Source organism: Hymenobacter busanensis, assembly GCF_008727865.1.
Classification (GTDB): Bacteria; Bacteroidota; Bacteroidia; order Cytophagales; family Hymenobacteraceae; genus Solirubrum; species Solirubrum busanense.
In genome coordinates, this window is record NZ_VTWU01000003.1 from 378223 (window position 1) to 391092 (window position 12870).

The following is a 12870-nucleotide window of genomic DNA, read 5'->3' on the forward strand; positions in this document are numbered from 1 at the left end:
CACGCTACACCGCAGCTTCTTCCGTTTCGGCCGGCTCGGGCGCGGCTTGCTGGGTGCGGGCTTGGTAGTACAGCGTCGAACAATTGTCGGGGCGCAGCACTTCCCGGGCGGCCTGGCGCAGGGCAGCGGGCGTTACGGCCTGCACGCGCTGGCTTTCCTGGTTGATGAGGTTCGGGTCGCCGATGAGCTTGTAGTAGGCCAGGTTCATGGCGCGGTTCAGCAGCTCTACTTCGCTGAACACGATGCTGGCTTCGGCTTGGTTTTTCACCTTCTGCAGCTCGTCGTCGGCGACCTCCGTGGCGCTCAGCTCGGCCACAACGGCCGATACCGCGGCGTCGGCTTCTTCCAGGCTCACACCGGGGTTCAGCTTGCCGCTGACAACGAGCAGGCCCGGCTCCAACGACCCCGACACCGAAGCCGAAATGCCGTTGAACAGCGGCCGTTCCTTCACCAGCTGCTGGTAGAGGCGCGACGACTTGCCCCGGCCCAGCACGTCGCTCAGCAAATCGGCGGCGTAGTAGGCCTCGTCGGCGCGGCCGGGCATGTGGTACACTTTGTAGAGGGCCGAAAGCGGCACGTCGGCTTCCAGTTGCAGGAAACGTGGCTCGGTTTGGCGCGGCTCGGCGGGCAACTGCCGCTCGTAGCGCGTGCCGGCCTCAATGGGCCCGAACCACTTTTCGGCCAGGCGCTGCACTTCGTCGAAAGCCACGGCGCCGGCTACTACCAAAATGGCATTCGAGGGCGAGTAGTGTTTGGCGAAAAAGTCGCGCACCTGCTGCATGGTGGCGTTTTCGATGTGGCTGATTTCCTTGCCGATGGTGGCCCAGCGGTAGGGGTGCTGCTGGTAGGCGAGGGGCCGCAGGTTCAGCCACACGTCGCCGTAGGGCTGGTTGAGGTAGGTCTGCTTGAACTCTTCGACCACCACTTTGCGCTGCACCTCCAAGCCGTTTTCGCTGAACGCCAGGCTCAGCATGCGGTCCGACTCCAGCCAGAAGCCGGTTTCGATGTTGGCGGCGGGCAGGGTGAGGTAGTAGTTGGTAATGTCGGGCGAGGTGAAGGCGTTGTTTTCGCCGCCCACCAGCTGCAGGGGCTCGTCGTAGCTCGGGATGTTGACCGAGCCCGAGAACATCAAATGCTCAAACAGGTGCGCAAAGCCGGTGTGCTCCGGGTCCTCGTCGCGAGAGCCCACGTTGTAGAGCACGTTGAGCACGGCCATCGGCTGTGAAAAGTCTTCGTGCACGAGGCAGCGCAGGCCGTTGGCAAGGGTGAATTCCTGAAAGTGTATCATGAGAAGGCAATGGAAGGCGCTAAAGTGGTACAACCTACGAAACCAACCGCAGGTTCGGCCGAGTAGCGCGTCGGCGCTAAAGTGTGGCCCGCACGCCCAAGGCAATGGTACGTGACGTGGGCGAACGGTTGTCGTCGAGGCCGGCGCGGCGGGCATCGGCGCCGGCGGCACTCACGTTGGGGTCGAAGCCGCGGTACTTCGTCAGCACCAGCAGGTTGTAGCCCGCCGCCCACAATTGCACGCTACGCGGTCCTTTTTCCCAGACTTTGCACGCAAGCTGTAGCGAGGTCAGCCGCGCGTGGTTGCCTGATTGCAACACGTAATCTGACATGCGTTCCACTGGTAAAAAGCTGCCGTTGGTAGAAGTGGCAGGTATATACGGCAGCCGCTCCCGCACGCGGGGCGAAACGTTCGTCGCGCCCACAAAGCTGGCGTTGGGTAACGCATCGAGGTACGGCAACGCCGTATTCATTTGGTGGTAGCCGAATAGGCCGTCTATCTGGGCTTGCAGGGCGAAGCGACCCAGGCTCAGCTGCTGGGTAAACGTGAGCGAATGGGTGGGCAAGCCGCCGCCCAGGATTTCCTGGTCGGCAGCGGTAATGCGAGCGTCGCCATTGAGGTCCTTGAAGCGGATGTCGCCGGGCCGGGTAGACGCTGCTTGGTAGAAGAGCGACGGGCCGCCTACGGCATGTGCGGCTTGGTTGTCGGCGTCGATTTCTGCCTGACTTTGGTAGATGTGGTCGGCGCGGTAGCCGTAGAACGAAGCCAGCGGCCGCCCGTTTTGAAACAGGTAGTACGAGTCAAACAGGTAATTATCGTCGGTGCCCAGCACAACGCGGTTGCGGTTGAGGGCGGCCGCCAACCGGGAAGTGCTGTGCAGACGCCCGGCTTGCCAATCAACCCCTATCGACACCTCCACGCCGCGGTTGCGCACGGTTTGCTGCTCGGTGTTATCCACCACCGGCCTCGGCAAGCTGTAAACAAGGGTGCAGTTAGTCTGGCGTTGGTAGGCGCTGGCCGTTACGTCGAGGCGGTCTTGCCACAAGCCTATCTGTAGCCCTGCTTCCTGCTGTGTGCACACATCTAGCCTTGTGGTGGCCCCAAGCACGGCGCTTGTTTGGAGCACGGCTTGCCCGGCCAGGCCCTGGTTGCTGGAACGCCCCCAGCCAGCCCAGACATCCAGCTTGCTCAGCAGCGCATGGTCACTCAAAAAAGCTTCCTGCTCGACGTGCCAAGTGGCTTGCGCGCCGGGAAACCAGCGCTGGTGGTAGGCCACAAGCTGGGTGACGCTTTCGTGGCGGAGGCTAGCGCGTAGCTCGTACCGGCCGCGGTAGGTGTAGGCCCCCGTCAACAGCTCAAACTGCAGCATCTGGCGGTTGTCGTATTCCCGCTTGTTCGTAGCTTCCCCCGGGATGTCGATGGCAATAGCACCCTCTCGCCGGCTGCGCTGTTGATGCGCTTCCAGGGCTAGCTCCACCGCATGAACCGAGGCCAGGGTGCGGACAAAGCGCACGGCCGGGTGGATTACCCATTGGCGGTAGCCGGAACGCTGTTGCAACGTGGCGTAGGGCGGCAATACTCCTCCGTAGGGCGCGAGCCGGCGTAGCCGCAGGTGCTGTGCGTCTCGTTCGAGTGAGCCCCGCAGTTCGGCAGTGAACCCCGGCAACAGCTGGTAAAAGGCGCCCAGCCGCGCCAGCAAACGCCGTTGTTGCGGCGCTTGGTATGCTTCGTCGACGAGCTGCAACGGGTTATACGCGTAGTCGCGCTGGCTGTACTGGCCGTCGGGGCCGAGGGCAGGCTGGGTGGGCAGAGCCAGCAGGGCCTGTGTCACCACGCCCTCATCGGTGCGGTGCTCGTCGGTTTGGCTCAGGCCCAGGCCGCCTTCGAGGCGCAGCTGCTGAGCCACTTGCTGGTCAAGATTGAGGCGCAGGCCGTAGCGGTTGAGGTAGCTCGCGCGCACCACGCCGTTCTGGTGCAAGTAATCGGCCGCAACGTAGTAGCGGGTGCCGTGGGCCGTGCCACCGTCGAAGGCCACGTGGTGCTCCTGCCCGGCGGCCGCGCGGTGCAGCACCTCGGCCTGCCAGTCGGTACCGGCCCCGAAGGCAGCTGCTTGGCTGGCCGTGTAGGGACTGGCCTGGGCCCGCGAATGCGCTACTGTGTTGACTGCCAGCGCGTATTCTTGGGCGCCGAGCAGCTCGTAGCGGCTGTGGGCTTGCTGCAAGCTGCCGTAGCCTTGGTAGTGCAGGCGCAGCGGAGCGCCGGCTGCACCGCGGCGGGTTCGAATGCGCACCACGCCGTTTTGCCCTTGAGCCCCGTACTGGGCGGTGGCTTGTGCACCCTTCACCACTTCAATCAAATCGATGTCGGCCGTGGCCACACTCAGCAACGGGTTGTTGCCCCAGTCGCCAGGTAGGGGTGTGGGGTAGGGCGCCGCCGCATCATTGCCAGGGTCGGGAATGTAGTATTGGAATACAGGCACGTCATCGACCACGTACAGCGGCTGGGTATTGCTACCAATCGAGCCCGCTCCGCGGATGCGCACGGCTTCAGCAGCACCCGGTGCACCGGAGTAAGGGGTTACCTGTACGCCTGCCACTTGGCGCAGCTGTTCCTGTACGGGAACAAGAGGCAGCATATTATATGCTTGTGAGATTCGAACGCCAAAAGCTGGGCAGCTAAAACTGCCTAGAAGAAATACTCTTGGTAGGCTATCGGGCTGCACAGCTACAAGCTGCGCAATGCGCGGCGCTAAGGGCTCGGGCTGTTGGGCAAAAGCCGAAGCTGCACTTGCTACTGCAAGAGTCCAAGCGGATACATGACGGATCATATGAAAATATCAATCAGATAAAAGGACACAGATAATAGATGCCGGCCAAGCGCTTAATCCACAGGCAAGCCGCGAAACCAGCCGGTGCAACGACGTGTCACCCCCCTCAACGCCGCTCCACCAAGCGCAGCGTCACGCACGAATCGGTGCGGGCCAGCTCTTGCGTAACGAAACGCTTCTGCCAGGGCTTCCGGGCCTTGGCGCCGCAGGCCACGATGATTTCGCCCGGATCGGGCCAGATGCCCCACGGCGTGCGCACCCGCGACTGGTGCCCAAACTGGTGCTGGGCGGCGGCGGCGTAGAACACGGGGCTGTCGTTGAACACGCCGTCGGTCATCACCACGTATTTGTGCAGGTTGGGCAGCTGCCGCGGCAAATCGTGGATGAGGTAGCCGTAGAGCAGGTTCATGTCTTTGACGGGGCTGTTGGCCAAGCTATCAATGTAGCGCCATTGCGACAGGTACGGAAACAGCGCCACCGCCAGCACCGCCAGCGTGCGGGTGGTGGGCGTGGTGGGGCGGTTCCAATGGGCCGCAATGGTTCGGCCTAGCCACACCAGACCGGCGGCGGCCTGAATGGCCAGCAGCGGGTACACCGGCGCATCGTACCACAGCAGGCGGGTTTGTACCAGCGAAATCAGCAGCAGAAAAGAGCCCGCAATGGCGGCCGTAGCGCGGCTCAGTACCCATTCGCGGCTACCCCGCGGCTGCCACCAGCCCAAGAGCCAGCCAGCCAGCGCTGGCAGTAGCCACACCGTAAACTTGTACTCGGTGAGGGTATTGAGGTACATAAATACCGACGTGCGGTGGCCTTCCAGTTGGGCCGTAGCGGGTCCCCCAATTTCATATTGCCACACCGCGTCGAGGTAGCCGGGTTCGGCGGCCTCGCGCACAGCGTACCACACCGCGGCGGCTACCAACGCCAGCGCGCCGGCGGCCCAGGGTTGCCAGTTGCGCAGCCGGTGCCCGTAGCCCGTCAGCACGGCGGCCAGTAGCAGGCCGGGGCCAAACACGGCGCCGGCAATGCCTTTGGTGAGTACGGCCAGCGTAAAGGCGCCGCCCGTGAGCCAGGCATAGGCAGGGCGCCCACCAATGAGGTAGCGCAGCCAGCTGAGGGCGCCCAATGTCGTCCAGAGCGTGAGTGGGGCATCGAAGTCGCCGCTTCGGGCAATGTGGGTGGTGACGTAGCCTTGGGTGGTGAGCAGCACCAGTGCCGCCAGCAGCCCGCCCCGCCACGAGCCCAGCCACCACCACGCCGCCCGAAACACGAGCAGCACGGTAGCCAAAGCCGCCAGGGCCGACGGCAGGCGCAGGGCCCATTCGTTGGCGCCCAATAAGTAGAAGCTGGCGGCCAGCGTCCAGGCGTGCAGGGGCGGTTTGCAGTTCCAGAGGTCGGGCTCTTTCACGTGGCGCATCACCACCCAATCCTGGTGCTGCAGAATGCCTAGCCCGTTGACGCCGGTGCGGGCTTCGTCCCAGGATTGCACGGGCATGTGGCCCAGTAGCCAGAACAGGGGTAAATACGAAAGGGCCAGCACCACCAGCCAGGGAAGCACACGGTGCCAGATACGCGGGGAAGAAACAGAACTCACAGGCCGAATCTACTGCGCTGAATTGGGCTGTGCAACCCGCCGCGTGCGCCGAAGCCGCCGCCAGCGCCCCACGTGCACGCAATCCGGAAACGGCTCGGCTGCTTCGGCCCAACCTTCTACCTTTGCCGCCACCTTTCCCCGAACTTCCTCCACCCGATGCAATTCGACCGCAAAGACTACTCCAACGACGACCTGCTACGCCTTTACGAAGGCCTCGTGAAGCCGCGCCTGATCGAAGAGAAAATGCTTATCCTGCTGCGCCAGGGCAAGGTAAGCAAGTGGTTTTCGGGCATCGGGCAGGAGGCTATTTCGGTGGGCTCGACCCTGGCCCTGCAGCCGGATGAGTACATTTTGCCGCTGCACCGCAACCTGGGCGTGTTTACCTGCCGCCAGCTGCCGCTTGCGCAGCTCTTCGCGCAGTGGCAGGGCAAGAAAACCGGCTTCACCAAAGGCCGCGACCGGTCGTTTCACTTCGGCACCAACGAGCACCACATCGTGGGCATGATCAGCCACCTGGGCCCGCAGCTGGCCGTGGCCGACGGCATTGCCCTGGCCAACAAGCTCGACAACGAAGGCAAAGTGACGGTGGTGTACTCCGGCGACGGCGGCGCTTCTGAGGGCGACTTTCACGAAGGCCTGAACGTGGCCGCTGTGTGGCAGCTGCCGGTCATCTTCATCGTCGAAAACAACGGCTACGGCCTGAGCACGCCCTCGAACGAGCAGTTCCGCCACGGCTACTTCATCAACAAAGGGCCGGCCTACGGCATCGAGGCGGTGCAGGTCGACGGCAATAACATTCTGGAGGTGTACGATACGGTGCGCCGTCTCGCCGAAGACCTGCGCCAGAACCCGCGCCCTGTGCTGCTGGAGGCCCTCACGTTCCGCATGCGCGGCCACGAGGAAGCTTCGGGCACCAAGTATGTGCCCCAGGAGCTGTTCGACGAATGGGCCCAGAAAGACCCGGTGGAAAACTACGAGCGGTTCCTGATGGAACAGGGCGTGCTCGACGAGGAAGCCAAGCAGCGCTACCGCCGCACCATCAAAGACGAAATCGATGAGGCTTGGCGCGTGGTGTTCGACATGCCCGAAGTAACGGCCGACACCCAGGAAGAAGTGGCCGACATGTACCGCCCCTTCCAGGCGCACGACCAGACGCCTGCTGCGGACGCGGCCAGCACCGAGCGCCGCTACGTGGATGCCATTTCCGACGGGTTGCGGCAGAGCATGGAGCGGTTTCCAGAGCTGGTGCTCATGGGCCAAGACATTGCCGAGTACGGCGGCGTGTTCAAGATTACCGACGGCTTCGTGCAGCAGTTTGGCAAGGGCCGCGTGCGCAACACGCCCTTGTGCGAATCGGCTATTATCGGTACGGGTCTGGGCCTGAGCATCAAAGGCAAGAAGGCCATGGTGGAAATGCAGTTTGCCGACTTCGTGACCTGCGGCTTCAACCAGATTGTGAACAACCTCGCCAAAAGCCACTACCGCTGGGGCCAGAATGCCGACGTGGTGGTGCGCATGCCCACCGGCGCCGGCTCGGCCGCTGGCCCGTTCCACTCGCAGTCCAACGAAGCGTGGTTTGTGCACACGCCCGGCCTGAAAGTGGTGTACCCCGCCACGCCCTACGACGCCAAAGGGCTGCTCGCCGCCGCCATCGAAGACCCCAACCCGGTTATCTACTTCGAGCACAAGATGCTCTACCGCAGCATCAGCGGGCCGGTGCCGAACGATTACTACACCTTGCCCATCGGGCAGGCCCGTTTGGCGCGGGAAGGCTCCGAGCTGAGCATCATCACCTACGGCATGGGCGTGCACTGGGCCGCCAAGCTGGCCGAAGAAATGCAGCTCGACTGCGACATCCTCGATCTGCGCACCCTGCTGCCTTGGGACGAAGCCGCCGTGCGCCGCACCGTGGAGAAAACCGGCCGCGTCATCATCTTACACGAAGACACCCTCACCGGCGGCATCGGCGGCGAAATCGGGGCCTGGATTGCCGAGCACTGCTTCACCTCGCTCGACGCACCCATTCAGCGCGTGGCCTCGCTCGATTCGGCCATTCCGTTTGCGCCCGCGTTGGAGAACAACTTCCTGGCCAATGCGCGCTTGCGGGAGTGCGTGGAAAAAATGCTGGCGTACTAAGCGGCCCTGCGGGCTGCGTTTGCCATCTTTTCAAAGGCCGGGGCGCAAGTGCCCCGGCCTTTGTAATTTTCGGTCTCCATTGTGCTTGTCGTGGTGCCTTTCCTTGCGTTTGTTTCGTTGCGTCGGTGGCTGAGCTACGGACTGTTGGTGCTGGTGCTTGCCGGACCGGGGCTGAGCAGCTGCCGGCTGTTTCACCCGTACCGCCTGCCCAACCCCACGGGCCCGGCCATGCCCAAGCAGAAAAAGAAGAAAGCGGCCTCGGCCGATCAGTCGGCTGCCGATGGCTCCGACATGTCGACCGCCAAGGAACCCGCCAAAGTGCAGAAGAACGGCTACGACAAAAATGGCTTGCTCAAGAAGCCCAAATACGAGCGGCGCCGGCTGAAGAAAAAAATCGGCCAGCGGCGCTTCCTCGGCATTCCGCTGCCTTGGTAAGGCCGGGCCGTCCACATCTTGCGCCGTTGCGTACAATCATCTGATTTCTCCTCTATTCTACCTGCCGCTCTATGTTTCCCTCCCTTCGATTGCTGCTGGCCTTTGTCCTGCTGCTGGGCCTCGGCACGGTTACGGCTTCGGCCCAAATTGACGACCGTACCTCTGCCCGCCGCGACGCCCGCAAAGCCGTGCGCGACGCCCGCAAGTACCCCGTGTCGGACGACCTGAAGCAGGCGCACCTGGCCGTGAACAAGCACGCGCTGCGCCCCGGCGAAAGCGGCGACCGGCTGCGGAACCCGAAGGACGAGCGGAGCCGTTACCGCTTCGACAACACCGGCACGGCCCGCGTCAGCGACCCGTCGTACCAAAGCGCCCGGCGCAAGAAGAAAACCCAACCGACTGAATAATGCAGTGGACTCCCCTAACCCAGCTTGAGCAGCTGGCCGACATCGTGCGCGAATCGGCCGAGCATCCCGTCGTGATTTTCAAGCACAGCACCTCCTGCTCCATCAGCGCCATGGCCAAAACCCGCCTGGAGCGGCAGTGGCCCGAGGCCGATCTGGGCCCGGTGAAAGCCTATTACCTCGATTTGCTCCGCTACCGGCCCATTTCCAGCGAAATAGCCAAGCAGTTTGGCGTGCACCACGAGTCACCGCAGCTGCTGCTCATCCGCAACGGCGAATGCCACTACAACGCCTCGCACATGAGCATTCAACTCGGCGAAGTAAAGCGGCAAGTGCTGTAGGCACAACACTAAACGACGTGGTGGTTACCGGGTGGCTCGTTGCGCATTTCGCGCACGGCTGAACCGGTAACCACCACGTCGTTTACGCCTGCTAGCCCTCGTAGGAAAACTGAACCGTTTGCCGGATTTCCGGGTTCAGACTCAGAGCCACCGGGCAGGTGCGGGCGGCACGTTCGAGCAAGACGCGTTTCTCGGCCGGCAGCGCGGCGGGCATCCGGAACTGAATTTCGATTTCGGAAATGCGCCGCGGTTCGGCTGCCATGTGCTTGGTCACGTCGAACGAAGTGCCCACCAGGTCCAGCCCGTGCCGCTCGGCCACGATGCCCATGATGGTCATCATGCACGTGCCCAACGCAGTGCTAACCAAGTCCGTAGGAGAAAATGCTTCCCCCCGGCCGTGGTTGTCGACGGGTGCGTCGTTGAGAATAACGGTGCCGGAGGCTACGTGCGTAGCTTCGGTGCGCAGTTGGCCGGCGTAGCGGGCGGTGGCAGTGCTCATAATCTTTGGAAAACGTCAGACGGATGCTCACAAAATTACGTACTTTCGGAGAGGCGCGGCCGCAGAGCCGCCGGCCTCTTTCCGCCCACTTCTTGCCTGCTGCTCCCGTGCGTACTCGTACCCTGCTGTTGTTTGGTCTATTGCTGGGGCTGCTGCTGGGTAATGCACCCCAAGCCTTGGCGCAAGATGCCCAGGAAAGCACCGCTTACAACAAAGAGCTGACCTACGGCGTCAATTTCAACTCCAATGCCGGCCTCATCGGCGGTGCCTCGGTGCGCTCCTTGCGGGTAATTACCGACGACTGGGCCCGTTTCTGGATGCTAGAGGGAGTGGAGGTGAAGCACCCCAAAGAGTTGCGCGTGGGCAACCCCAGTTCGGGCGGCATCTACGTGCAGGGCAAAAGCAACTACCTGTTTGTGCTGCGCCCCACGTTTGGCGTGCAGCGCATGATTTTCCGCAAAGCGCCCGAGTCGGGCGTGCAGGTAAGCGCCATTGCCGGTGCCGGCCCATCGGTGGGGCTGTTGCTGCCCTACTACATCTACTACAACTACACCGAGCCCAACGCCCGCCCCAATGCCACGCCCGACGACATTCGGGCCGAGCAGTTTGACCCGAACAAGCACTCCGACCCCATTCGCATCTACGACCGGGCACCGCTGTTTCAGGGCATCAGCGAGGTGAAACCCAACGTGGGGGCACACGTGCGCGGCGCCCTCAATTTTGAGTACGGCCGCTACCGCGACGCCGTAGCGGGCCTGGAGGCGGGCGTGCTGCTGGAAGCCTACACCAACTCGCTCACCATTTTGCGCGACCGGAGCGTGGCCGACAGCAAATTGAACAATCAGATGTTTTCGTCGGTTTACCTGACGCTGTACATCGGCCACCGCAACTAGCTTTTCTGCCCGATTTTGCCTGTGGGGTCGTGCGCCGGAAACGGTGGCGGCCCTCTTTTTTTGCGCCAGCGGCGGCGCCTCCCTTCTGAAACCCAACCCGCCAGGTACTACCTTTGTAGCCATGGACGAACTCCTGCTATTACCCGTTATTCAGCCCGAAGCTGCCGCGCCGGCCAAGCCGCGCAAGCCCGACTGGCTGCGCGTGAAGCTGCCCGTGGGCCCCGCCTACGCCAACGTGCGCAAGCTGGTGGACGAGCACAAACTGCACACCATCTGCGAATCGGGCAACTGCCCGAACATGGGCGAGTGTTGGGGCGCGGGTACGGCCACGTTTATGATTCTGGGCAACGTGTGCACGCGCTCCTGCTCGTTCTGCGCCGTGGCCACTGGCCGCCCCACCGAGTACGACCTCGACGAGCCGCGCCGCGTGGCCGAAGCCATCAAGCTGATGGGCGTAAAGCACGCCGTTATTACCTCCGTCAACCGCGACGAGCTGAAAGACCGCGGCGCCAGCGTGTGGTACGAAACCGTGGTGCAAACCAAGCAACTCTCGCCCGGCACCACCATCGAAACCCTGATTCCGGACGTGAAGGCCAACTGGGCCGCGCTCGATACCATGATTGCCGGCGGCCAGGAAGTGGTGTCGCACAACATGGAAACCGTGGGTAGCCTCTACCGCCTCGTGCGGCCGCAGGCCAAGTACGACCGTAGCCTGGAGCAAATCCGGCGCACCAAAGACGCCGGCTGCCGCACCAAGTCGGGCATTATGCTGGGCTTGGGCGAAACCAAAGACGAGATGTACAAGGCCATGGACGACCTCGTGGCAAACGGCCTCGACATTCTCACCCTCGGCCAGTACCTGCAGCCCACCAAACGCCACATCGAGGTGGCCGAATTCATTCACCCCGACCTCTTCGCCCATTACAAGGAAGAAGGTTTGGCCCGCGGCCTCAAGTACGTGGAGAGTGGCCCGCTGGTGCGCTCCAGCTACCACGCCGAGCGCCACGTGAACGTGCCAATTTAAGCACCCAACGAATACACAAAAGCCCGTCGACAATTCTGCCGACGGGCTTTTTGCTTTAGTAGGGGCCAAAAAAAAGCCCCTCCGAACAGAAGGGCTTTTCAAAAAAGCTAGAGCCGATTAACGACGGGCCGTATTGTCGCTGGGCGGGTAGTCGCCCAGTACGCCAGCCACGATGCGGTTTACTTCGGCTTCCGAAATGTTCTGGTTGTCGACCTGGCTCTGGCCGTAACCGCGCCACACCAACTCTTTGCGCTTGGCGTCGACAATGTCGATGATGATGTTACCGGCTTTGTAGTCAGTTACTTGGTAGGGACGGTTGAAAGCGCCGTAGCCGTACCAGAAGGGGTAACCGTAAGGGCCGTACGGAGCGGGGTTGGTTTGTTGCTTGTTTTCCACGCGGGCGCTGTAGGCCACAAATACGTCGGGGTTGCGCTCGACTTTGGTAAAGCCTTTGCGTACCATTTCGGCCTCCACAGCCACACGCATGCGCTTGTCGAAAAACGAGTTGTAGCCTTTGGCCGGACCGCCTTCGGCGTCGGTGGGTTGCTCGGGGTACCAGCTCCACGTTTTGTAGGCCCGGAAGTTGGTGGCGTGGTCAAAATCGGAGGTGACGCCCACGCGGGGCACCGAGGCACAGCCCGCTGCGCCAAGCAGCAAGCTCAGGCCGACCGCAGCCAAGGCTGCGGGACGGGCAAAAAATTGAGTGAATGCGTTCATCGGTAAGTGCTTGTTTGGGAAGATGGCCGGACCCGGCGCACCAAGCGCAACAGAGCTTCCGACCATGTATTTTTAAACAAGCCTATCACGGCCGACGTTCCCAAAAATTGAATTAGCGCGTGGGCCTTGAAGTATTAAAAGACAATTATGTTTAGGATTAATACAGTGCAGCTTTGAGGTGATAAGACCTGATTTTGCTCCTGGGTTCACACCACGCTGAGCCTAGTCTGGACCCGTTCCAGCCGGCTCCAAGCAATTGGCTGTAGAAGCTAAGCCGCAGAAAAAACCCGTCAGTACAGGGTGCATTCACCACGGGTTTTTTAGTACCTTTTCCGCACAAACCACATCTATGGACAAACTTTTACTACTTCTTGCGAGTGTCTCTTTGGTTGCTTGCAGCGCCGCCAAGGAAGATACCAAATCCGGGAATCGGGCCAACCGCACCCCAGTGGCCCACAACACCGTGGTGGAATGCACGCTCTACGACGGCATGAAGAAAGAGTCGGCGCAGCTCATGAGCATTAAGTCGGGCATGGAAGTGCAGGTAATGGACACCGTGGATGCCTACTTTGTGAAGGCCCGCGTGACCGACCCGGCCGGCAAAACCCAAACTGGGTACATGTACCGCACCTGCTTCGGGCAATAAGCCCGCTCGTTCACCCCGCCTCTTTTCCACCCCAAAACCACAACGCCCGGCACCGCAAGGATGCCGGGC

At 62.2% G+C, this 12870-nt stretch carries 12 protein-coding genes; 7 read left to right on the forward strand and 5 right to left on the reverse strand.

The features are described 5' to 3' along the window. Positions 1-4: 4 nt before the first annotated feature. From F0P96_RS09555 to F0P96_RS09565, 3 genes are all read right to left on the reverse strand, one after another. Complete coding sequence (locus tag F0P96_RS09555; protein ID WP_151078634.1) at positions 5-1288, reverse strand: M16 family metallopeptidase; 1284 nt, start codon at positions 1286-1288, stop codon at positions 5-7. A 76-nt stretch (positions 1289-1364) separates the two neighbouring features. Continuing rightward, the gene (locus F0P96_RS09560) at positions 1365-3923 is read right to left on the reverse strand and encodes a TonB-dependent receptor plug domain-containing protein (protein ID WP_160620254.1); all 2559 of its coding nucleotides are present in this window, start codon (positions 3921-3923) and stop codon (positions 1365-1367) included. Between the two features lie 298 nt (positions 3924-4221). Beyond that, positions 4222-5706, reverse strand: a complete 1485-nt coding sequence (locus F0P96_RS09565; protein ID WP_167291195.1) for an ArnT family glycosyltransferase — start codon at positions 5704-5706, stop codon at positions 4222-4224. 156 nt (positions 5707-5862) lie between these two features. Here F0P96_RS09565 and F0P96_RS09570 point away from each other — a divergent pair, with 156 nt between their 5' ends. From F0P96_RS09570 to ytxJ, 4 genes are all read left to right on the forward strand, one after another. Then, positions 5863-7842, forward strand: a complete 1980-nt coding sequence (locus F0P96_RS09570) for an alpha-ketoacid dehydrogenase subunit alpha/beta (RefSeq protein WP_151078637.1) — start codon at positions 5863-5865, stop codon at positions 7840-7842. A 90-nt stretch (positions 7843-7932) separates the two neighbouring features. Further along, positions 7933-8277, forward strand: a complete 345-nt coding sequence (locus F0P96_RS09575; RefSeq protein WP_151078638.1) for a hypothetical protein — start codon at positions 7933-7935, stop codon at positions 8275-8277. Positions 8278-8348: 71 nt separating this feature from the next. After that, a complete protein-coding gene (locus tag F0P96_RS09580) occupies positions 8349-8684 on the forward strand; it encodes a hypothetical protein (protein ID WP_151078639.1) in 336 nt (111 codons plus the stop codon). Beyond that, complete coding sequence (gene ytxJ, locus F0P96_RS09585; protein ID WP_151078640.1) at positions 8684-9022, forward strand: bacillithiol system redox-active protein YtxJ; 339 nt, start codon at positions 8684-8686, stop codon at positions 9020-9022. Before F0P96_RS09580 ends, ytxJ begins: the two co-directional genes overlap by 1 nt. Before the next feature lie 91 nt (positions 9023-9113). Here the strand turns inward: ytxJ and F0P96_RS09590 are convergent, their stop codons facing one another. After that, positions 9114-9521, reverse strand: coding sequence for an OsmC family protein (locus tag F0P96_RS09590; protein WP_151078641.1), 408 nt, complete (start codon positions 9519-9521; stop codon positions 9114-9116). Positions 9522-9628: 107 nt separating this feature from the next. Here F0P96_RS09590 and F0P96_RS09595 point away from each other — a divergent pair, with 107 nt between their 5' ends. Together F0P96_RS09595 and lipA are read left to right on the forward strand one after the other, a co-directional pair. Beyond that, positions 9629-10414, forward strand: coding sequence for a hypothetical protein (locus tag F0P96_RS09595; RefSeq protein WP_151078642.1), 786 nt, complete (start codon positions 9629-9631; stop codon positions 10412-10414). Between the two features lie 121 nt (positions 10415-10535). Beyond that, positions 10536-11438 carry a lipoyl synthase gene (gene lipA / locus F0P96_RS09600; RefSeq protein ID WP_151078643.1) on the forward strand — a complete coding sequence of 301 codons (903 nt, stop codon included), beginning with the start codon at positions 10536-10538 and terminating at the stop codon, positions 11436-11438. 117 nt (positions 11439-11555) lie between these two features. On the opposite strand, the gene F0P96_RS09605 is transcribed toward lipA, so the two are convergent. Then, positions 11556-12155 carry a DUF4136 domain-containing protein gene (locus F0P96_RS09605; RefSeq protein WP_160620253.1) on the reverse strand — a complete coding sequence of 200 codons (600 nt, stop codon included), beginning with the start codon at positions 12153-12155 and terminating at the stop codon, positions 11556-11558. A 448-nt stretch (positions 12156-12603) separates the two neighbouring features. On the opposite strand from F0P96_RS09605, the gene F0P96_RS09610 reads away from it, so the two are divergent. Then, positions 12604-12801 carry a hypothetical protein gene (locus F0P96_RS09610; protein WP_151078645.1) on the forward strand — a complete coding sequence of 66 codons (198 nt, stop codon included), beginning with the start codon at positions 12604-12606 and terminating at the stop codon, positions 12799-12801. Positions 12802-12870: the final 69 nt, after the last annotated feature.